Source organism: Paucibacter hankyongi (assembly GCF_037482915.1).
In the GTDB taxonomy this organism is placed as follows: Bacteria; Pseudomonadota; Gammaproteobacteria; order Burkholderiales; family Burkholderiaceae_C; genus Paucibacter_A; species Paucibacter_A hankyongi.
This window is the reverse complement of record NZ_JBBHJX010000006.1, coordinates 121,681-141,695: the sequence shown is the minus strand read 5'-3', so window position 1 is coordinate 141,695 and position 20,015 is coordinate 121,681. Positions and strand designations below refer to the sequence as shown.

Sequence of the window (20,015 nt, the reverse complement as noted above, 5' to 3'; positions counted from 1 at the left end):
TAACGCCCTGTTTACGGTGACTTCGTGACGGGCTTGGGGCCCATCAACTGCTCACGCAAAAAGCCATAGCTGAGCGCCCAGAGCTGCGCCTGCTGTGCTGGCGTCGACGCCCCCGCATGACCACCTTCGCGGTTCTCCCAGTACAGCACCGGCTGGCCCAGCTCCTGCAGCCGCGCCACCATCTTGCGCGCATGGCCGGGATGCACCCGGTCATCCAGCGTGGAGCTGGTGTAGAGCACCTTGGGGTAAGGCTTAGCGGCGCTGGCGTTCTGGTAGGGCGAGTAGCGCGAGATGGTGTCCCATTGCTCGGGGATGTCGGGGTTGCCGTATTCCTCGATCCAAGAGGCGCCGGCCAGCATGCGGTGATAGCGCCGCATATCGGTCAAGGGCACCTGGCTGACCACCGCGCCAAACAGCTCGGGCCGCTGCACAAAAGCCACCGAGGTCAGCAAGCCGCCCAAGCTGCCACCCATGATGCCCAGACGCGCCGGTCGGGTGATGCCGCGCTGAATCAGGTCTTCGGCCACCGCGATGAAATCATCAAAGCTGCGCTGGCGATGCTCGCGCTGGGCCGACTGATGCCAACGCGGGCCGAATTCACCGCCGCCGCGCAGATTGGCCAGCACATAAACGCCGCCTTGCGACAACCAGCCGCGACCCAGGATGCCGCTGTAGCTGGGCTTCATCGAGATCTCGAAGCCGCCATAGCCGTAGAGCAGTGTCGGCGCGCCGTCCTTGGGCAGCTCACCGCGCGGCCTGACGATGAAGTAAGGCACGGCCGTGCCGTCCTTGGAGCGCGCCTGCAGCTGCTGCACCTCATGCGTGCTGGCATCAAAGAACTCGGGCAAAGCTTGCAAGAGCTGGCGCTCGGCCCGGCCCACTTCGCCCAGCTCCAGCCGCGCTGGGGTGAGGAAGTCGCTGCGGGTCAGCAGGTAGTGGTCAGCGTCCTGGCCGGCCAAGGCGCTCACACTCAGGCTGCCCAAGTCACCCGCCGGCAACAACGTTTCTTGCCACTGGCCTTTTTGATAGCGCCACTGCACCAGCTGCTGGCGAGCTTCATCCATGCGCACGCCCAAGACCGCGCTTCGCGTCGCCACATGGCTTTGCAGCGAGCTGCGTGGCGAGGGGCTGAACAAGGTGTGGAACTGGCGCTTGCCGGCCGCCCAGTCCGCGCGCGAGATCGCCAGCAAGGAGCCGGCCGCATGGGTCTTGCCACCTAAGCTCCAATCTGAGCGCAACTCGATCAGCCATTGGTCGGCAAAAGGGCTCATGCTGGCATCCGCCGGCTTGCTCAGCGCCAACAGGCGCCCATCCTTTTGCAAGACATGCTGCTCGCCGGCAAAGAAGCTGGTGCGGCGCTCAATCATGTGGACGCGCGCTTTGCCGATCTGCTCGGCCCAGGTCCAAACGCTGACGTCCTGCGGCGCCGCCTCAAACACCAGCCGCGCTTGCGCCAAGGGCTGGCCGCGCTTCCAGAGTTTGACCTGGCGTGGGTAGCCCGAGTCCGTCATGCTGCCGGGGCCGAAGTCGGTGGCCACGCTGAGCGTGTCGCGGTCCACCCAGGCGGCTGTGCCCTTGGCCTCGGGCAGGCTGAAGCCGCCTGCCGATGCGGCCACAAAGCGGCGCGTGCCAAGGTCAAACTCGCGCAGCACATGGGCGTCACCGCCGCCGCGGCTGAGAGTCAGCAAGCAGCGCTGGGTCTGGGGAACCAGGCAAGTCGCCCCACCCCAGACCCAGGGCGCACCCTCCTCCCGACTCAACTGGTCCACATCCAGCACGGTTTCCCATTGCGGCATGTCGCTGCGATAAGAGGCCAAGGTGGTGCGCCGCCACAGGCCGCGCGGATGTTCGGCATCACGCCAGAAGTTGTAGAGATGGCCGCCGACTTGCTGCGCATAAGCCAGTCGCTTGGGTGAGGCCAAGACCTCGGCAAAACTCTGGCTCAAGGCTGCAGATTGCGGGCCTGTCTGCAGCGCCGCCAGACTGGCCTCGTTCTGGCCCTGCACCCAGCGCAGCGCGCGCTCGCCCTGCACCTCTTCCAACCAAAGATAGGGGTCCTCGGCCTGTGCTGAGCACAGACCGGCCTGCAGCAACATGGCCGCGGCAAGCGCACGCAGCACCAGTCTGGCGACCCACATCAGAAACGTGCCTCCAGGTTCACTTTCAAGACCCGGCCGCCCAGCGGCAGCGAGGAACCGGGGCGCAATTCCACCAAAGGCTTTTGGTCAAAGGCATTCATCAGATTGGCGGACAGGGTGAAGTTCTTGAAGCCGCTGTACTGCAACCACAGATCGGTGCTCAACCAAGGCTTGATGCGGCAATCGGCCTCTTCCACACCGCGGTCGGCGCAGCCCTCGATGCTGTTGTCAGTGTCCCAGTCCGCGGCGCTCAAACGGGTGCCGGAGTAATGGTTCAGTCGCGCGCCCAACTTCCAGTCGGCGATGCCCCAGTTGATCTTGTAGATCGCATGCAGACGCGGTGTGCCGCGGTAGCCGACGCGGTTCTCGGTGTAGTCCTGTTTGGTGGTGTCCCAGTAGCGTGCATCGATCTGGTAGTTGGCTTCGATGCCGGCGTCCAGCTGACCCCAAGCGCCCAGCTTCCAGCGGCTGCGCAGGTCCAGATCCAGGCCCGAGACCTTGGTCTTGTTCATGTTCTGGTACTGCAGGCCCAGCGAACGCACCGAACCGACGGCAAAGCCGATGTCCTTGCCCGACAGTTCCTTGACCCGCTTGGCCAGGTCTTTGTCGCGTGCCGACACCGGATCGCGCGGCAGCAGATTGGGGTTGGCGTCTTCATTGCCCAGCACTTCGTTGACATCACGCACGCCGATCTCATCCTTGCGCTGGATGTTGTAGTAGTCCAGCGTGAAGTTGATGTTCTCCACCGGCTGGGTCACGATGCCGAAGGAGAAGTTGTTGGACGACTCGGGCTTCAAGTTCGAATTCGGCGTGATGGCCGATGGGAAGCTGACCGAGCAACCCGAGTTATAGACCTCGGTGGCATCGAGCTTGTCGCTGGCATTGCCGGTTTTGAGCACCGCTTGCATTTGCTTGGCGGTGTCGCAGCGCTTCGGGTCCAAATAGCCGTTGTTGAACCAGGAGGCGCCGCCATTGCCGGTTTCCGGCAGGCTAGGGGCGCGGAAGCCTTGAGTGACCGTGCCACGCAGCATCAGCTCGCGCATCGGCCGCCAGGCCAGCTGCATCTTGGGCGTGACCGCGCCAAAGCCATTGAAGACCTTGTCGCCGCGCAGAGCCAGCGTCGCTTCGATCTGCTTGGTGAAGGGCAGGCTCACCTCGCCGAACAAGGCGCCGACATCGCGCTTGCCGGAGATGTCCACGCCGGAGAAGCCAACGATGCGCGCCTGCAAGATGTTGTCCATGCTGCGGTGCTCAAACTTCTCGTGGCGCAACTCACCACCCAAGGCCAGCATGATGGGGCCGCCCGAGAGGCTGCCAATCTCGCGCGAGCCCTTGGCATCGGCGAACTGCTGCGTGTAGGTGCCCGAAGAGCCCATCTCGGGGAACATCTTTTCCAGCAGCTCACGCGGGTTGGTCTGGCCGAATTTGTAGGCGCCGCTGGTGATGGCTTCTTCATAGCCGAAACGATCTTTGTAGAGGTGCTGACGCTGGGTGGCGTGCGACTGCATCATGCCCACCGCGCCGTCAAAGTCCCAGCCCCAGGCCGAACCTTCAAGGCCTGCCAATACACGGAAGTCGCGCGAGGCGCCGATGTTCTTGAACATGTCCGGGTGATCCACAAAACGGTAGTTCAAACCGATGGGGAAGCCATAGGGGTTGTTCGGGTGATTGGCTGGCAGCTTGGGGTCGGTGAAGCTTTGCAGCTCGCCCTTCAGGCTGTCGTACCAAGTCGAGACGCTGCCGGGGTTGCTGCGTGGGATGTTGGTGTAATAGTCAGCCTGGATGTCGGCGCCCTGGAACTCGGCAAAGGCGCTCAGGTCTTTGTTGATGGTCATGCGCGCGCCGGCCAGCAGCGTAACGCGCCGGGTCGACGGGCGGGCATCGCTGTCCTTCCAATAGTCGTACTGGCAGACGCCGCCGATCAGGTTCTCGGGGGCGCAGCCGGCGGCCGGCGTGTTGATGCGCTTGCCGGCCAGGGCCGGGTCTTTGTAGTCGGCCGGGTAGCTACCGACATAGTTGCCAGGGAAGGAGCCCGCCGAGCGCTGGCCGCGCGAGGGGTTCTGTTCCAGATACCAGTCGGGCAGCAGGTCGCGCACCGCGCTGTCCTTGTAGCTGCCGCGCTTATAGACCTCCAAATGCGCATAAGCGTTGTAGCCATCGCTCGCCAAGTTGCCATGGCCCACGGTCACCGAGGCCTGCTGGTCAGCGTCCAAGAAGCTGTTCTTCAGATTGCGCTGAGCGCTCAGCTGCAGGCCTACACCGCTGAAGTCCTTGACGGTGATGACATTGATCACGCCGCCGATAGCGTCGGAGCCGTAGATGGCCGAGGCGCCATCCTTCAATACTTCAACACGCTCGATGATATTGGCCGGGATCGCGTCGATATTGGTGAAGTTCAGCTGCAAGCCATCGGCAAAACCATAGCTGGACAAGCGGCGCCCGTTCAAGAGCGTCAAGGTGCCGCCGGTGCCCAGATTGCGCAGCGACACGCCCGAGGCGCCGCTGGCCCAAGAATTGGCGCCGCCCAGGTCGCTGATGGCGCTGCGGTCGTTATTGCTCAGATTGGCCAGCACATCGCCGACTGTTAGCGCGCCGGAAGCCTTGATCTCGTCCTTGCTCAAGACCAGCAGCGGCTGCGAGGTCTCCAAGTCGGTGCGCTTGATGTTCGAGCCGGTGACCGTCACGCGGGTCAGGCTTTGCGTCTCGGCAGCGGCGTCCTTGCTTTGGGCATAGACGGCTTGGCTGCCGCTCAAGGCCAGGCAGGCCGATACCGTGGCCAGGGCAATGGCGCTGAGCTTGGGGCTAGGTTTCTTGTTCATACGTCTCCTCGCGGGCTTTTTTAGGATCCGCTCAGAATAGAAAAACCAGGCCCCATCGTCTTGATGCCAAACGGCAGCGGGCCGACCGAATTCGGCACAAAACCCGCATAGCCCTCATTCAATCGGGCGTCGCTGTTCTCCAAGCCTGCACGGGCAAAGGCAGGCAACAACCTGGCGCCAGGCCGAGCCTGCCAAACCGAGTTCCCCCATGTCGGCCTGGCTACGCCGGACGCAGCGTTGCACAACAGCGGAAAAAAATGATGCGACCTTGAACCCTTTTGGGACTTCGGCGCCTCTAGGTTCAGGTGTCATACCTCCAACCGAGACCGAGCCCCAGCGCCCGACACAGCACTGCACAGCGCGACTGAATCGGTCCAACCCTCACCTAGATATGAAAACCACCCTCTGCATGATCGCGCTGACCGCCTTTGCCGCCGCCAGCTCGGCCAACCCCAACGCCGCCGCCCCTTCAACGGCACCGGCGGCATCAGCGCCCTCTGCCGCTGCGCCAGCCGCGAGTTTTGACTTGAGCGGCCTGCTCCAAACCAGTGTCGAGGGTAGCGCCGTGCCGGCCATGGGCGCCGTGTTGATTCGGCAAGGTCGGCTTGCCGAAATTGCGGTCACGGGTCTGCGAGCCAAAGGGGCCGAAGCGCGCGCGCAGGCAGGGGATGTCTGGCACCTGGGCTCCAACGGCAAGGCGATGACGGCCACCATGCTGGCACGCTTGGTGGAGCGAGGGCTCTTGTCCTGGGATGCTCCGCTGAGCCAGTTGCTGCCCGCACTGGCCACCGAGATGCAGCCCGCTTACCGAGACGTCAGCTTGCGCGACCTGCTGGCCCACCAAGCCGGCCTGCAGGCCGATATCGATGAATCTTGGGTGGCCGTGTTTCACCGCGACAAGCGGTCACTGCATGAACAGCGTTTGGCCTTTGCTCGCCTGGCCCTGGCCCAGCCACCGGCCTATGCACGGGCGAGCAGCGATGCCTATTCCAACAATGGCTATGTGATTGCCGGGCTGGTCGCCGAGCAGGTCAGCGGCAAGTCTTATGAAGAGCTGATGCAAGTTGAACTGTTCGAGCCCTTGGGCTTGCGCAGCGCGGGTTTCGGCGCCACCCATCGCGGCCAAATCCTGGGCCACAAAGCCGGCTTGGCGGTCGAAGGCCTGGCGGCCGACAACCCGGCCGTGGTTGCGCCGGCTGGCGGCATCCACATGTCTTTGGAAGATTGGGCCAAATTCGCCATCGATCAGATGGCCGGTGAGCATGGCCGCGGCAAATTGCTGAAGACCGAGAGCTACCAGTTGCTGCACCAGAGTGCCCGCCAAGGCGGCAAGTTTGCTCTCGGTTGGCGGGCGCAAAGCAGCATGGCGGGCATGAGCGCCCGCCATCTAGCCCACACCGGCAGCAACGAAGCCTGGTTTGCGCTCATCGTGCTCAGACCGGACAGCGAAGACGCGGTGCTCGTGGCCAGCAACGCCGGTGAAGACGCCAAGGCCGACAAAACCGTCCGCGACCTAGCCACCCGCTGCCTAAAGGCGTTAGCGCCTTGAGTCCAAGCGGAGAGGGTCGAACTAATTCGGCACAAACGGCCAAGCCCGCCGGGTGGCAAGCGCGGCCGCTATCATGGGCCGACCCATGTCCGAACCTACCGCCCCCGCCGATCCAAGCGACCACGCCAAGCCCTTCATCTACGAGACGCTCAACAGCAAGGCCCTGCACTTCTCGCTCAGCGAGATCCAGAGTCGCATGCAGACCGAGCGCCCGCACGCGCTGGACCTGGACTACACCCGATTGATGATGGGCTTGCTGCTCTTCCACGCTGCGCCGGCCCGCCTAGCCATGATCGGCTTGGGCGGCGGCTCCATGGCCAAGTTTTGTCACCACTTCATGCCCGCCACCCGCATCGAAGTGGTTGAAATCAACCCGCATGTGATCGCCTTGCGCGAGGCCTTTTCCATACCCCCCGATGACGCCCGCTTCCAGGTGAAGCTGGCCGACGGCGCTGCCTACCTCAGCGCCGCGCCCGAGCCCATCGACGTCTTGGTGGTCGATGGCTTTGACGGCAGCGGCCAGCCCGAAGCCCTGTGCTCACAGCGCTTTTACGACGATTGCCAGGCCGCACTGCAGCCCGACGGCCTGCTGGTGGTGAATCTGCACGCCGCGCATTCTGACTTTGAATTGCAAGCCGCGCGCATTGAGCGCAGCTTTGCCGGCGAGGTGCTGCGCGTGCCGGACCGCGACGGCAGCAACACCATTGTGTTCGCCAGCAAAGCGCCGCTGGAGCAGCGCTTCAAGCCCCAACATCCACGCCAGCTGCGTCAGTTCGACGCCCAGACCCGCGCGGACTTGATGCCAGCCTGGGCGGCAGTTGAACGCGCCATGCGGGCTTCGCAAGGCAGCGACGCCATACGCCGCTGACAGACCCGCTCGTTCACTGATTCATTGCCTCGACAGGACGAGATGCGTCGCTCTTGCCGAGGCCTGATGCTGGGTGCAGGCATAGCCCAAGGCCTGCAGATCCAGGCCCTCGAACAGCCTCTCTCCGCGGCCCAGCAGCACCGGCGAGATGGCAATGTGCATCTCGTCAATCAGCCGCTGGCGAAGGTATTGCTGGATCACCTGAACGCCGCCGCCCACTCGCACATCATGGCCCTTGGCCGCCTCGTGCGCCTGCGCAAGCGCGACCTCCGGGCCTTCGGTGACGAAGTAGAACGTCGTGCCGCCTTCCATCACTAGAGGCGCGCGCGCATGGTGTGTGAGCACAAAAACCGGCACCTGGTAGACCGGCTTCTCGCCCCACCAGCCTCGCCAGCTCTCATCCGGCCAGGGGCCGCGCACCGGGCCGAACATGTTTCGACCCAGAATCCACGCGCCTACATTGTGAAAGCCGCGCGCCGCGAAGTCATCATCAATACCGGTCTCACCACTCGGCTGACCAAACAGCTTTTGCTGGAAGGTCTGCGTTGGCATCAGCCAGCCATGCAAAGTGCCGCCACCCACACCCAGGGGGTTCTGCAGGTCCTGGTCGGGGCCGGCGCCAAAACCGTCCAGGGAGATCGTGAAACTTTCAACGCGAACTTTGGACATGGCAACAAGCTCTCTTTGATCGGTTCAAACAAGACCGGCGCGCGAACGCGACGGCTTTACTTCCATAGCGTGAATAGCGTCAACACATCGACCAAGCCCAAGACCGCGCTGGGCTTCAGCCGCGAAGGCGCTGGAACGGCCAGAACTGCAACAGGCCGCAGGCGCCGCCACATGAAGGCATAGACCAGCACAGCCAGAGCAAGCCCGCTCGCCGCCACGGCCCATGACTCCAGGGCAGATGCCAAAGCAAAAGCAAGCAGCGCAACCAACACCGAAGTCAACAAGGGCACGCCTGAGGCTGCCCTTGGGACATAGCAGCTCGCGCCACAAGAGCCACAAGCCGCCGGCGTCGCAACACTGGAACGCCAAGCGCCCAACAAGGAAATGGACTCACTCGCACAAGAGGGGCACTTCAGCATGACGCACAGGGCCTTTCAGAAACCACTCGCCGCAGGAAGATGCCCGGGGCGTGTGGAGTCATGAATGTACAGGGCTCGTGGCCAAGTCCGGCCCTAGCTTTCGGTGACAGGTTGACTGAACGACGATCAGGGCCCAATTCTTCAGGCTCTATCCTTCGCAAAAAGATGAGCCCTCTTGAAGGCCTCGACCTAACTTGCAGCGTAAGAAACAGAGACCCGTGTCAGCTGGCCAAGCCGATCAGCCGTCGGGCAGGTGATGGGCACGATGTAGAAAGCGTAGCCTTCACTGCGCAGCACCGCGCCCCCAGAGAACGCCTGATGAAAGATGTCCTCACTCTCAGGCGTCGCCTTCAAACAAGCACGCTGTCCCCGCACAAGACTGAGGGGGTATGTGGTGGGAACACCGGTTCGAGCTCGAACAAACAGGCTACGTTCCCCAGGCGCGAGATCTGCAATGACGTATTCAGATTGTGAAAGGTAGGCAAAGGCCTTTCCATCCACGCCGACCGTGAGACTGACGCCGCCAGCAGCAAATGCTGGGGATCGATACACCAAGACCTGCGCCCGCTGTCCGTCCTCAGTTTGCGGCAAAGGGAAAAGGGGCATTGACGAGCAAGAGGTCATCAACAGGCAGGCGACAGAAAGTACAAACAGTCGGCTCAGGTTTCGCGTCATTCCGAGTTCCATTCATCGAATGACTTCGGTGTTCTTCTTTCTTTGCGCCTCGTACTCTTCCCGAATCTTTCTTTGGCAATTCACCCGGTCCTGACCGCCGTATTGATCGCATTGACGCTCGGATTGACGTTGATTCGTTTTGCTCATCTCGTTCACCGCCTCGCTGGGGGTTTGCAGGCGGGTGTTGCTGCAAGCAGAAACAAGGCTGAGGACAGTCAATGCGAAGGAGAGCTGGTGAAATTTCATGGGATGAGGCTTCCTCGAGTGTCGGGCGCATGTGTCCCGGCGATGGCGAGTGGGTGCATGACGCGAGCGGGTAAGAGAAGGGAGAAGGCAAGGCGCCCAGACCTCAAGTCTGAATGCAAAATCCGAGTTCAGCTTGAATGTATTCGCTGAATTGGGCTGGCGGGTGAAGCAGGCCAGCCATTTGACCCGGAAGTTTGAGTCTTGCCTCCAAGGGCCCTGCCCCACCTCTCGCTGGTCACTGCTGATTGTCTCCAAGCGCCCTTAGCGCTGCAGCATCATTTCCTGAATAGCATGCACCACCGCCTCCGGGTTGGCTTTTTGGATCTGGTGGTCAGAGTCCAGCACCACCGTCTTCGCACCAGCGTAGAGCCCGCGGACTCGGGCGATCGTCGCATCGTCTGAATTCACGACGCCCAAATCGATCGCGATGGCACCGGCGCCTTTGGGGACATTGACAAGGCGCGTGACCGGAATTTGCGTCGGCCAAGGCAGCGCCAACACGGTTTCGCCGGTCGCGTGAATCGCATCGATCTCCCGAGCCGCCATGCGGCTCAGGAACAAGGCCTTGCCCCACCGCGTGTAGAAGGGAAAATCATCAGGCTTCTTGATCACACCGGGGTACAACGCGTCGACCAAGACCAGTCCTTTGACCTCGCTCGGATAGAGGCGCGCAAACAACTGCATGTAAAGCCCGCCCAAAGAATGACCCACCAAGAGATAGGGCGGCTTATGGCCTTGTTGCTGGAGCAAGTCATGCAGATCGGTAACGATCTGACGCCCCTCCCGCGAACGTTCGGTGGCCTCGCTACGGCCGATGCCCGGGCGGTCATAGGCAAACAAGGACCAAGGCTTTGCAGTGCCTGCTGCCGAGGTCTGCGCCTGAGGGGCGAAGGCGCCGATGACGGCGCGCCAGCCCTCCATTTCAGCGCGCGATCCGTTCTCGAACACCACCGTCCCCTGGGGGTCCTTGGCATGGACGCTCCATTGATGGATGGCCTCGCCATGCAAGCGCACCAGCGTTGAACCTGCATCCGCTTCGGGGGGCTGGGCGCGGCCAATGCCAGGAGCTACAGCCGCCAGCAAGGTGGCTGAGGCGAGGATGCTGATACGTATCGCGTTGCCAGTACGGAGGCAAAGCAGGGAACCGAGTTTCATAGGTCAAAGGCCATCAGAGGATCAAAGTGAAACCGGTTTTTATCAAGCCGCCCCTGCCAAGTCGCCTGGCTTGCGACAGGCTGCTGGATCGCTAAGGCAGGCTGCACATTCCCCTGCTCTCAGTCATCTGCTCCGAACCCTGTAGACCGCCTTACGAGGCGGCAGCGGCTTCGCAGGCGGCAAAGCTCAGGCCCCCAGCCCTTTGGCCAAGGCCTGAAGTTTGAGCACGGTGGCCCAGTTTCGGGTGGTGGCCGTCTTGCCGACCTTGCCCACTTTGCCGAGCAAGGCTTCACCGGCCCGGCTCTCAAGAATGCCCGAGGCGCAATGCAGATAGGCTGCGTTCGCCCCCAAGAAAAAGGCTTCGGCAGGTGTGAGCAAGGGTTCAATCACGCCGAGCCCTGCCAGCGCCTCGGGCCCTTGCGTCACGGCCACGAGCAAGCGTGAAGGGTCATCCGCCGCATTCGCTGCCAGCGCGTTGTCGGCCACGATGGCGGACCACTGCGCAGCCGACTTGACGATGACCGGCACCTCAAGCTGCAGCTTCGTCGCGATGGCATGGGTAATCTCAACGGCCAGCTCAGCGGGCGCGCCCTTTGTAGCGCGGAACACCGCATTGCCGCTGTTCAGCAAGGTCTGCACATCGGCGTAGCCCAGCTCAGCCAGCAAAGCGCGCAGATCCGCCATCGGCACCTGTTTGGCCTTGCCAACATTGACGCCGCGCAGGAGGGCTATAAAAGTAGGCATGTCATGAGACTCAGGATTGGCTTGTATTGACGCATCAAGCCCGTTTGTAGATGTTCAGTCTGTTCCTCGTTGCCTTGCCGCTGTTCAGAACACAGGTCTAGAAATGAAAAAGACCCCGAAGGGTCAGGTCTTGCTATTGGAGCTTGAAATGCTGGGAAGTCCTTGTAGAGGGGCTAGGCGTCATTTCGCAACCGTAGGCAGACTTCCACAACTTGGTGACCGCCAAGCTCAAACTGCTTCTCGCTGCCTTCGACGTGCGAGAACCCACAGCTCTTGTAGAAGTTGACTCCGCGCTCGTTCCGACCAATTACCCACAGTGAGACTTCGACAAAGCCAAGGGCGCGTAGCTCCAGGAGGGCTTGAGCCATGAGTGCGCGACCGACGCCTTGACTCCACGATTGCGGCTCGGCGTAGAGTGCCCAGATCTCGCCTTGCTCTGGAGACGAATGCTCGTGACGCCAGTGGCCGTAGCTGATGAAACCGACGACGCTGTCGTTTCGGAGCGCAACGAGCGTCTTGGACTCTTGTCTTTGGAGTATGTCTTCCCACCGAAGCGCCCGATCCTCGACGGAAAGTCGATCCAGGAACGTTTGGTCGAGGATGCCGGCGTAGGCCGCCTGCCAAGAGCGGATGTGGACTCTGGCGATGCCGGACGCGTGCTCGCGAGTGGCAGGAGCGATTTTCATGAAGCTTAACGTTTGAGTTAGGCGGCCTTCTGCAGATTGTCGAGGAAAGCCGAGAATGAAATGACGGCCTTCAGCGACAAGCTGTGGTAGGTCCACTTGAAAAATGGGTTAGGCCTCATGCAGTTGCCACAGACCGCGTGGATTGAAGAACGGCTCACCTGACTCGTGTCGTGAGTCAGGAACGCGAAGCACGCGGTAGCGCGGTGCCGTGCTTGTTAGGCTGAACGTGTGCCGATCCTGCAGCGTTGGCTTCTCTGTCAACTGCCAATGGTTGAACTTATTCATCAGTTCAGCCGCCACTTCAATCCCGAGTGATCGTGGCACTTCGCAGTCCGGCAGCGAGAAGTTGTGCATGCCGCAGGAATAGAAGTAGTTGCGATCCGCAACAAGCGTGATGGCAGCGGTGTAGAGGTCGAATGGTGTTCCTGCTAGCAACTGGTTCCAGCGCTCCCAAGTATGTGCAACGCCGGCCGACTCGACCTTGACCGCCGCGCCGCCGATAGCTTGAAGTAGCTTTGTGAACTTCGCGACCTTGGCTCGTTCATCCGATAGGTTTGGCGGAACTCGGAGGTACACCACGCTCGCATGAGTGTCGACGGCGGAGAGCACCTGATCAGTGAGCTTGCCTTGCCCAGCGAGCTCAAACGCGCGCCTCATTTGAGGATCTCTGGTATGAACTTCGAGCCCGACGTGGTTCTTCTCTTGCATGTCCGCAAGTATCAAACCCGCAAACATGAACCGACCCTTGGGCTCGTGACTAACGACTCTTCGGAGAAAGTCTGAGCGATCAACCCAACCACCAGGTATGCAGAGAATTAACTCGTCGACTTGCGATTGTTGGGCCATGGCGCTGCGGCTGAGGATTGACAATGTCGCGCTCGCTGTCAGGAAGCATAGAGCGCTGCGCCGGGATGATCTCATGAGGCCGTACGTCCGCTCGATGGAGGGGTTGCGCATCCATGTGCCCCCGATCAACGGCTACACGGAGGCACTTTGCCCGCGCCACGAACGTATTCGTGCTCATCAACGCTACGCGGATAACCCATCAGCCATGTGACACCGTCATCCTCGTATGCCTTCATGAACCTCACCGAGTAGATGTACGATGATGTGCGAAGCCGCTGCCCCATCTTCTCAATTGAGTCAGCACGGAACTCTGGCGAAGCCCACTTCATGTGCAGTTTGAACTTGGTCCTGGGCCTCTCTTCTTCGGTGAACAGATACTCCTTGACCTCGACTTCCGCGATGAGCGGATAGCAGATCATTCCTTGATCGGCGAACTGCTCAACAGTCTTGGGTGTCGGGTCCTCGCATGAGCTCATGTCTGGACGGTCTCTGAAGTAGACCTTGGTCGCCACGCCGACAAACACTGCGCTAGAGCCGCAGTAGGCATAGGCCTTGCCGAACTCCTCTGGACCGGCTCGTGCGCTGACCTCGCCAACGGCCAGAACACCGACGAGCGACAACATTGGAGCGATGAAGAAGAAACGGCGCATGTTCACAGGGCTTCCTCGGTTGCATAACGTTTGAGCTAATCGGACCGTTGCCGCATGCCGCAATGGGTACGGTTGAGAGAATGGTTAGGCTGCACCGCGCCTGTTAGCTGAATCTGGAGCCTGAATCACCGCTTCGCGAAGCCCAAATTCCCATTCCTTAGTATCAAAGGTTTCGCCACTGGCTAAGTGCGTGGCGCGTACGGTCTTCTCGAATTTATAGCTCCGCATCTCATCGATGTCGAAATTCCAGACCTCATAGAAGCCTTCGACAGTTGAAAGTCCGACAATCGACAAGTTGACTTCATAAGTCTCGTCTGACGAGGCGCCTACCCACGTTGACAAATAGTCAATTCGGTAAGTTGGTTGACCAACCGTAATAACTCTGCCGTCTTCAAGAACATGGCGTCGGCGCCCGTCCGGTAGAACGGTTGTTTCAACGGGACGGCCGTTTGCCCATGGGGTCCTGGTTTGGAGGCTAACGGAAAAGGTAACGTCTGGCATGTTCTTAATGGTGGCTTAGAGGTGACCGAAAGCGTGCAGCCTAACGTCGAAGTTGAGCCGCGAGCGACGGCTGGGCACGGAAGGCCCAGAATGAAATGGGGGCCTGAAGTGACCAGCCGTTGCGAGTCGGCTCGAACGACTGGTTATGCATCACGACGACGAGCCCACGCCCGAACGATGAAGCCCGGAAAATAGAAGAAGGGCGAGACCATTACAGAGAAGGCGAGAGGAACGCCAGAAGTCCCGCCCCCACGATAGAACAGAATATGAAAGACGAAAAACAATACTGGAAAGCCGACAAGGAAGAAGTGCCCAAGCCAGACGAGCAAGTTACCGACGACCATCAACAAGGTTGGCGACTTCGCAAATACGATAGGTTCGGATGAAGGCAGCCACCCGCCGTTGCCGAAAAGAGCGCCACATTTTTTGCATTCAGGTGCGGTTGCGGCTACAACCTGACCGCAGTTAGGGCAGTAACTCATGATGCATAACGTGTTGTATAGCGGCACCGACCGCCGCCTATCAAAGCAGATGTCGTAATAACAAGCTGCTCACCTGAGCTGCTAAGTGCTTGTAGGCATTGCCATTTTCTGATGAAATGCTGTATTTTCATACAGTATTAAATTTCACGCCAAAAGCCGCGCTTGTTACAAACACGCTGCCCGGTTCGCGCGGCCCCTTCAAGCGAACAACAGGCGCTGATGATGCCACCAGTTCACGGCGTTATTTCAGAGTTTGGAGCTGGGCGGTCTGGCATCGTCTTGTGGCGAGAAACGGCAGCCAAGGACTTGATATCTGAAACCTGCCCTTGCGGCTCACGGGTGATGGTGAAGCAAGCGGCTGATCATTGCTCAGAGCCGCCGACCTGGGCAAACAGCAACTGCCCAGGCCGGCGGCGGAAAATTCAGCGATTCACCTTGAACTCGCCAAATTCCTTCAGCTGCTCGGCCACGCCCTTGTCACCCACCACGATCAGCGACTGGCTTTCGGGCGAGAAGTAAGTCTTGCCGATCTCGCGCACCTGCTCGGCCGTGACCTTTTGGATCAGCGGCACATACTGGCCCAGGTACTCGGCGGGCAGGCCGACCAACCAGTTGCTGGCCAGGGTCTGCGCCACAGCGCCTTGCAGCTGGGTGGTCAGCAGATAGCTGCCGGCCACATAGCGCTTGGTCATTTGCAGCTCCTCCGCCGGCACCAGCTCGGTGCCGATGCGGCGGTATTCCTTGATGAACTCCTGCAAGGCTGCGCCGGTGACTTCATTGCGCACATCGGCACCGCCGGTGATGGCGCCGCCGACGCGGTAAGAGCGAGCACCGGCGCTGGCGCCATAGGTGTAGCCCTTTTCCTCACGCAGGTTCTGGTTCACCCGGCTGGAGAAACCACTGCCCAGAATGGTGCTGGTCAGGCGCAGCGGCACTTGGTCGGCGCCATTGGCCGGCGCGCCCGGTCGGCCCAGGCGCACGGTGGATTGGACGCTGCCTTCGCGCTCCAGCAGCACATGCTGGGGCTTGGCCGTCACCGGCGAGGCGGCAATCTCGGCCGGCGCCGGGCCGCTGGCCGCCCAGTCGCCAAAGGCAGCTTGCGCCATCTTCAGGCCTTCATCGGCCGAGACGCGGCCGGTGATGACCAGCAGCGCACGGTCGGGGCGGAAGCGCTTGGCGTGCTCGGCGCGCAGCGCGGCGGCGGTGGTGGCTTCGATGGCTTCGGCGGTTTCTTGGCTGCGGCCGTAAGGGTGATCGCCATAGATGGCGGCGTTCAGCGCCTTGCTGGCGCGAAAGCCCGGCTGGGCGCTGGCCACCTTGAGGGCTTGCAAGGCATTCGCCTTGGCCAAAGCCACCTCACCCTCGGGGAAGGACGCATGACGCGTCACCTCGGCCAGCAACTTCATCATGCCCTCGGCATGCGATTTGAGCGCATAGGCGGTCAGCGTGATCCCGTCGTTAGCGGCTGCGGCCGCTACACCGCCGCCCATGCCTTGGGATGCCTCGGCAATGGCGCGTGAGTCGCGCTGGGTCGTTCCTTCGTTCAAAAGACCTGCCAGGAGCTTGGCCTGACCGGGGGCGTTGGCCGCGTCAGCGCCAAAGCCGGCGCCGCGCAGCGCCAAAACATAGTCCACACGCGGCAAGCCCTGGCGCGGCAGCACCCATACTTCCAGGCCGTTGGCCAGCGTCTTTTTGCTGATCTGCGGCACCTGGATGGCTTTGTCTTGGCCGTACTTGGGCAGCTCGGCGGGCATCTTGATCGCTTCGGCAGCCATGGCGCCCAGCGGCAGGGCCAGCAGGGCAGCAAGAGCGATGGTGTTCAGCTTGTGATGGATCATCATGGTGAAAGTCTCCCTCGCGTTCAAGGCTTGGTGGCGGCGCTGGCAGCAGCGTCGGCGGCAGGAGCAGCCAACATGGCCACCGGCTTGCGGTCGATCACCGAACGGTTGGCCACGGTCAGATAGGTCTTGGCCACGCGCTGCACATCGGCCGAGGTGACGGCTTCAATCCAGCCGGGGATCTGGTTCACCACCTTGGCATCGCCCCACAGCGCTTGCAGCTTGGCCAGTGTGTCGGCGCGGCTCAAAAAGCTCTCCAGGCCGTTGTACCAATCGGCCAGCAAGCGGGTCTTGACGCGTTTGAGCGTGGCTTCGTCCACACCGTCTTTCACCACCTTGGCGATTTCTTCGTCCATGGCGGTCAGCAGCGCATCGGCCGTGGTGGTGGGCTTGTAGAGCGCAAAAACGGTGAAGATGGTCGGGCCGTCGTATTCCCAGATGCTGGTCAAGCCGTAGAGCGAGTCAACATTCAGCGCCAGCTCGCGGCCCTTGATCAGGCCTTGATAAAAGCGCGAAGCGTCGCCGCCGGCCAGCAGCTCGCCGAGCACGGCCATGCCGGGCTGGTCTTTGCTTCCGCGATCGGGCATCTTCCAAGCGGCGGCAATGGCCGGCACCTGGGCCAGCTTGTCGCTCTGCTGCAGGCGCTTCTCAGCGGTGTTCAGACCTTCACGGAAGTCGCTGGGCGCGGGCGTGGCACGCTTGGGGATGGCGGCAAAGTACTTCTCGGCCAGCGCAAAAGCCTTGGCCGGCGTGATATCGCCCGAGATCGACAGCACCGCATTGTTGGGGCCGTAATAGTCGCGGTGGAAGGCGCGCACATCGTCCAGGCTGGCGTTCTCCAGGTCCTTGAAGCTGCCGTAGCCGTCGTGCTTGTTCTCCCACTTCTCAAAAGCCAGGCCACCAATGTCGATCCACATAAAGCCGCCATAAGGCTGGTTCTGCACATTGACGCGGATCTCTTCCTTCACCACGTCTTGCTGGTTCTTCAGCGTCGCCGCGTTGAAGTCCAGGGTCTTCATGCGGTCGGCTTCCAGCCACAAGATGGACTCCAACGAAGACACCGGCGCGGTCTCGATGTAGTTGGTGAAGTCCGGGCGGGTGGAGCCGTTGTTATTGCCGCCACCGCCGGTGATGACCTTGTCGAACACGCCTTTGGGCGCCTTGGGCGTGCCCTGGAACATCAGGTGCTCAAACAAATGAGCGAAGCCGGTGCGGTTCTTGGGCTCCAAGCGCATGCCCACTTTGTAGACCACGCTGACGCCGACGGTGGGCGAGCTGTGGTCTTCGGACACCAAGACGGTCAAGCCATTGGCGAGCTTCTTGCTGCTAACCGGCAATTGCCACTGATCGGCCGCTTGTGCGGCCAGCGACAAGGCCAGGCCCGCAGCCAGGGTGAACAAAGAGAGTTTGCGCATGGGCACCTCGTTGAGAAAAGAGTTAGAGCGAATGCAGTGAATCAAACATCGACTGGTTTTCGTCGCGAGCGGCCGTCAGGCATGAATGCATGGCGGCCGCGCAGCAGAAAACTCAAGGAGCCGGCATTTTGAAAGTGTTGGCGATGAAGGCCAGCATGTCGGCGCGCTCTTCGATGATCTTGGAGGTGGGCTTGCCAGCGCCATGGCCAGCTTGCGTCTCGATGCGGATCAACTTAGGCGCGGCGCCGGTGTCGGCAGCCTGCAAGGCGGCGGCGTACTTGAAACTGTGCGCTGGCACCACGCGGTCATCGTGGTCACCGGTGGTCACCATGATGGCCGGGTACTTCACGCCCGACTTGATGGTGTGCAACGGCGAGTAAGCCAGCAAAGCCTTGAATTCATCGGCCTTGTCGCTGGAGCCGTAGTCAGGCTCCCAGGCCCAGCCGATGGTGAACTTCTGGAAGCGCAGCATGTCCATCACGCCGACCTGGGGCACCGCTGCGCCAAACAACTCGGGACGCTGATTCACCACCGCGCCGACCAGCAGGCCGCCGTTGGAGCCGCCGTTGATGGCCAGCTTGGCCGGCTGGGTGTACTTGTTGGCGACCAGCCATTCGCCGGCGGCGATGAAGTCGTCAAACACGTTTTGCTTCTTCAGCTTGGTGCCGGCCTCATGCCAGGCCGAGCCGTACTCGCCGCCGCCGCGGATCGAGGCCAGCACATAGACGCCGCCCATCTTCATCCAGGTGGCGGCCGTGATGCCGTAGCCCGGCGTCATCGGCACATTGAAGCCGCCATAGCCATACAGCAGCGTGGGGTTGCTACCGTCCAGCTTCAGGCCTTTTTTGTGGGCGATGAAGACCGGGAAGCGGGTGCCGTCCTTGCTGGTGACAAAGGCGCGTTGGGTCTCGAACTGGTCGGCGTCAAACGCCGTTTGCGGACGCTTGAACAGCTCGACCTTGTTGCTCGCCACATCAAAGCGGTAGATCGAGCTGGGCGTGGTCAGGCTGGTGTAGTTGAAGAAGGTTTCCTTGTCCGAGGCGCGGCCGGCGAAGCCACTGGCCGTGCCGACGCCGGGCAGCTTGACCTCGCTGAGTGCGCGGCCATCCAGGCCATGCACACGCACCACGGTCGACGCGTCGTGCAGATAGCTCAGCAACAAGCGGCCGCCCACCACCGAGGCGCCGGTCATGGCGTCGCCGCCTTCGGCCACCAAGGTCTTCCAGGCTTCCTTGCCCGAGGCCTTCAAGTCAATCGCGATCAGGCGGCCACGCGGCGCGTCTTTGTCGGTCTTGACGATCAAGGTCTGGCCGTTCAGCGCCACGGGCACGTACTGCGCATCAAAAGCCAGGCTGATGGCCTTGGGCTCGCCGCCGGCATAAGCGCCCTTGACCAGGGGCAGCACCATCAGGCCGTTTTTCTCGCCGCCCTTCCAGACGGTGATGAACACGGCCTTGCCGTCGTCCGACACTTCAGCGCCAAAGCCCCATTCCTTTTCATTCGGATTGGCGGCCACCAGTTGGTCGGCCGACTGCGGCGTGCCCAGGCGGTGATAGAACAGCTTTTGGAAGTAGTTGGCGCCGGTCAGCGCCGCGCCTTCGGCGGGCTCGTCATAGCGCGAGTAGAAGAAGCCCTTGCCGTCGGGCGTCCAGGCGGCGCCGGAGAACTTCACCCAGTTCAGCTGGTCGGCCAGGTCTTTGCCGGTGCTCAGATCGCGCACCTTCCAGGTTTGCCAGTCGGAGCCGGCGGCGGCCACGCCATAGGCCAGCAGCTTGCCGTCGCGCGAGGCGGCATAACCGCCCAAAGCGGCGGTTCCGTCCTTGCTCAGCGTGTTCGGGTCCAGCGCCACCATGGGCTCGGCCTTCAGCGACTTGGCGGTGTAGAGCACGGCTTGTTGTTGCAGGCCGTTGTTGCGGGTCCAGAAATAGCGGCCGCCTTCCTTGAAGGGGATGCCGAACTTCTCAAAGTTGTAGAGCTCGGTGTAGAGCTTGCGCACCGGCATGCGCTGCGGCATCGCGTCCAGGAAAGCGTCGGTCACCAGGTTTTGCGATTTGACCCAGGCCTTGGTCTGCTCGCTGTTGTCGTCTTCCAGCCAGCGGTAAGGGTCGGCCACCACGGTGCCGTGGTAGGTGTCGGTCTGCTCGACCTTGGCGGTCACGGGGTAGCTGGGGGCTTGTTGGGCCTGGGCGGACAGGCTCATCATCAGGCTCATGCCGGCCAGGGCCACGGCCCGGAAGGCCCACTTCGAAGTCGCTTTGCTCATCATCATCCTGTTGTTGGGGCTACGGGCGGGCCCTCGTGAGGCCGCCTCGATG

19 protein-coding genes are annotated in these 20,015 nt (G+C 61.7%); 3 read left to right on the top strand and 16 right to left on the bottom strand.

The window, feature by feature from the left end:
- Positions 1-11: 11 nt before the first annotated feature.
- Together WG899_RS11515 and WG899_RS11510 are read right to left on the bottom strand one after the other, a co-directional pair.
- A complete protein-coding gene (locus WG899_RS11515) occupies positions 12-2,138 on the bottom strand; it encodes a prolyl oligopeptidase family serine peptidase (protein WP_339595790.1) in 2,127 nt (708 codons plus the stop codon).
- The gene (locus tag WG899_RS11510; RefSeq protein WP_339595789.1) at positions 2,138-4,957 is read right to left on the bottom strand and encodes a TonB-dependent receptor plug domain-containing protein; all 2,820 of its coding nucleotides are present in this window, start codon (positions 4,955-4,957) and stop codon (positions 2,138-2,140) included. The genes WG899_RS11515 and WG899_RS11510 overlap by 1 nt, the downstream gene beginning before the upstream one ends.
- A 391-nt stretch (positions 4,958-5,348) precedes the next feature.
- Here WG899_RS11510 and WG899_RS11505 point away from each other — a divergent pair, with 391 nt between their 5' ends.
- Together WG899_RS11505 and WG899_RS11500 are read left to right on the top strand one after the other, a co-directional pair.
- The gene (locus tag WG899_RS11505) at positions 5,349-6,506 is read left to right on the top strand and encodes a serine hydrolase domain-containing protein (protein ID WP_339595788.1); all 1,158 of its coding nucleotides are present in this window, start codon (positions 5,349-5,351) and stop codon (positions 6,504-6,506) included.
- A gap of 85 nt (positions 6,507-6,591) precedes the next feature.
- Positions 6,592-7,374, top strand: coding sequence for a fused MFS/spermidine synthase (locus WG899_RS11500; protein WP_339595787.1), 783 nt, complete (start codon positions 6,592-6,594; stop codon positions 7,372-7,374).
- Positions 7,375-7,395: 21 nt separating this feature from the next.
- Here the strand turns inward: WG899_RS11500 and WG899_RS11495 are convergent, their stop codons facing one another.
- The 11 genes from WG899_RS11495 to WG899_RS11445 form a co-directional block, all read right to left on the bottom strand.
- Positions 7,396-8,043: a dihydrofolate reductase family protein gene (locus WG899_RS11495; protein ID WP_339595786.1), complete on the bottom strand. Its 648-nt coding sequence runs from the start codon at positions 8,041-8,043 to the stop codon at positions 7,396-7,398.
- Between the two features lie 56 nt (positions 8,044-8,099).
- Positions 8,100-8,333 (bottom strand): hypothetical protein, encoded by a 234-nt coding sequence (locus WG899_RS11490; protein WP_339595785.1) that lies wholly within the window; start codon positions 8,331-8,333, stop codon positions 8,100-8,102.
- A gap of 318 nt (positions 8,334-8,651) precedes the next feature.
- Positions 8,652-9,137, bottom strand: a complete 486-nt coding sequence (locus WG899_RS11485) for a hypothetical protein (RefSeq protein ID WP_339595784.1) — start codon at positions 9,135-9,137, stop codon at positions 8,652-8,654.
- Between the two features lie 12 nt (positions 9,138-9,149).
- On the bottom strand, positions 9,150-9,383 hold the full coding sequence (locus WG899_RS11480) for a hypothetical protein (RefSeq protein ID WP_339595783.1): 234 nt from the start codon (positions 9,381-9,383) through the stop codon (positions 9,150-9,152).
- A 261-nt stretch (positions 9,384-9,644) separates the two neighbouring features.
- Positions 9,645-10,538 (bottom strand): alpha/beta fold hydrolase, encoded by an 894-nt coding sequence (locus WG899_RS11475; protein WP_339595782.1) that lies wholly within the window; start codon positions 10,536-10,538, stop codon positions 9,645-9,647.
- 186 nt (positions 10,539-10,724) lie between these two features.
- Entirely contained in the window at positions 10,725-11,282 is a 558-nt protein-coding gene (locus tag WG899_RS11470) for a DUF1697 domain-containing protein (protein WP_339595781.1), read from the bottom strand.
- 173 nt (positions 11,283-11,455) lie between these two features.
- On the bottom strand, positions 11,456-11,968 hold the full coding sequence (locus tag WG899_RS11465; RefSeq protein WP_339595780.1) for a GNAT family N-acetyltransferase: 513 nt from the start codon (positions 11,966-11,968) through the stop codon (positions 11,456-11,458).
- 108 nt (positions 11,969-12,076) lie between these two features.
- The gene (locus WG899_RS11460) at positions 12,077-12,676 is read right to left on the bottom strand and encodes a hypothetical protein (protein ID WP_339595779.1); all 600 of its coding nucleotides are present in this window, start codon (positions 12,674-12,676) and stop codon (positions 12,077-12,079) included.
- A gap of 263 nt (positions 12,677-12,939) precedes the next feature.
- The gene (locus WG899_RS11455; RefSeq protein WP_339595778.1) at positions 12,940-13,470 is read right to left on the bottom strand and encodes a hypothetical protein; all 531 of its coding nucleotides are present in this window, start codon (positions 13,468-13,470) and stop codon (positions 12,940-12,942) included.
- Between the two features lie 78 nt (positions 13,471-13,548).
- Positions 13,549-13,758, bottom strand: coding sequence for a hypothetical protein (locus WG899_RS11450; RefSeq protein ID WP_339595777.1), 210 nt, complete (start codon positions 13,756-13,758; stop codon positions 13,549-13,551).
- A 350-nt stretch (positions 13,759-14,108) separates the two neighbouring features.
- The gene (locus WG899_RS11445) at positions 14,109-14,447 is read right to left on the bottom strand and encodes a hypothetical protein (protein WP_339595776.1); all 339 of its coding nucleotides are present in this window, start codon (positions 14,445-14,447) and stop codon (positions 14,109-14,111) included.
- Between the two features lie 116 nt (positions 14,448-14,563).
- Between WG899_RS11445 and WG899_RS11440 the strand changes: the two genes are divergently transcribed.
- Positions 14,564-14,764 (top strand): hypothetical protein, encoded by a 201-nt coding sequence (locus tag WG899_RS11440; protein ID WP_339595775.1) that lies wholly within the window; start codon positions 14,564-14,566, stop codon positions 14,762-14,764.
- A 105-nt stretch (positions 14,765-14,869) separates the two neighbouring features.
- Here the strand turns inward: WG899_RS11440 and WG899_RS11435 are convergent, their stop codons facing one another.
- The 3 genes from WG899_RS11435 to WG899_RS11425 form a co-directional block, all read right to left on the bottom strand.
- Positions 14,870-16,288 (bottom strand): M16 family metallopeptidase, encoded by a 1,419-nt coding sequence (locus WG899_RS11435; RefSeq protein ID WP_339595774.1) that lies wholly within the window; start codon positions 16,286-16,288, stop codon positions 14,870-14,872.
- Between the two features lie 20 nt (positions 16,289-16,308).
- Entirely contained in the window at positions 16,309-17,700 is a 1,392-nt protein-coding gene (locus tag WG899_RS11430; RefSeq protein ID WP_339595773.1) for a M16 family metallopeptidase, read from the bottom strand.
- Positions 17,701-17,812: 112 nt separating this feature from the next.
- The gene (locus tag WG899_RS11425) at positions 17,813-19,963 is read right to left on the bottom strand and encodes a prolyl oligopeptidase family serine peptidase (protein ID WP_339595772.1); all 2,151 of its coding nucleotides are present in this window, start codon (positions 19,961-19,963) and stop codon (positions 17,813-17,815) included.
- Positions 19,964-20,015: the final 52 nt, after the last annotated feature.

What these genes read in the sequence shown, in the direction of transcription:
- WG899_RS11515 (WP_339595790.1), bottom strand. Translation starts at nt 2,138, where the DNA reads ATGTGGGTCGCCAGACTGGTGCTGCGTGCGCTTGCCGCGGCCATGTTG.
- WG899_RS11510 (WP_339595789.1), bottom strand. Translation starts at nt 4,957, where the DNA reads ATGAACAAGAAACCTAGCCCCAAGCTCAGCGCCATTGCCCTGGCCACG.
- WG899_RS11505 (WP_339595788.1), top strand. Translation starts at nt 5,349, where the DNA reads ATGAAAACCACCCTCTGCATGATCGCGCTGACCGCCTTTGCCGCCGCC.
- WG899_RS11500 (WP_339595787.1), top strand. Translation starts at nt 6,592, where the DNA reads ATGTCCGAACCTACCGCCCCCGCCGATCCAAGCGACCACGCCAAGCCC.
- WG899_RS11495 (WP_339595786.1), bottom strand. Translation starts at nt 8,043, where the DNA reads ATGTCCAAAGTTCGCGTTGAAAGTTTCACGATCTCCCTGGACGGTTTT.
- WG899_RS11485 (WP_339595784.1), bottom strand. Translation starts at nt 9,137, where the DNA reads ATGACGCGAAACCTGAGCCGACTGTTTGTACTTTCTGTCGCCTGCCTG.
- WG899_RS11480 (WP_339595783.1), bottom strand. Translation starts at nt 9,383, where the DNA reads ATGAAATTTCACCAGCTCTCCTTCGCATTGACTGTCCTCAGCCTTGTT.
- WG899_RS11475 (WP_339595782.1), bottom strand. Translation starts at nt 10,538, where the DNA reads ATGAAACTCGGTTCCCTGCTTTGCCTCCGTACTGGCAACGCGATACGT.
- WG899_RS11470 (WP_339595781.1), bottom strand. Translation starts at nt 11,282, where the DNA reads ATGCCTACTTTTATAGCCCTCCTGCGCGGCGTCAATGTTGGCAAGGCC.
- WG899_RS11465 (WP_339595780.1), bottom strand. Translation starts at nt 11,968, where the DNA reads ATGAAAATCGCTCCTGCCACTCGCGAGCACGCGTCCGGCATCGCCAGA.
- WG899_RS11460 (WP_339595779.1), bottom strand. Translation starts at nt 12,676, where the DNA reads ATGCAAGAGAAGAACCACGTCGGGCTCGAAGTTCATACCAGAGATCCT.
- WG899_RS11445 (WP_339595776.1), bottom strand. Translation starts at nt 14,447, where the DNA reads ATGAGTTACTGCCCTAACTGCGGTCAGGTTGTAGCCGCAACCGCACCT.
- WG899_RS11440 (WP_339595775.1), top strand. Translation starts at nt 14,564, where the DNA reads ATGCTGTATTTTCATACAGTATTAAATTTCACGCCAAAAGCCGCGCTT.
- WG899_RS11435 (WP_339595774.1), bottom strand. Translation starts at nt 16,288, where the DNA reads ATGATGATCCATCACAAGCTGAACACCATCGCTCTTGCTGCCCTGCTG.
- WG899_RS11430 (WP_339595773.1), bottom strand. Translation starts at nt 17,700, where the DNA reads ATGCGCAAACTCTCTTTGTTCACCCTGGCTGCGGGCCTGGCCTTGTCG.
- WG899_RS11425 (WP_339595772.1), bottom strand. Translation starts at nt 19,963, where the DNA reads ATGAGCAAAGCGACTTCGAAGTGGGCCTTCCGGGCCGTGGCCCTGGCC.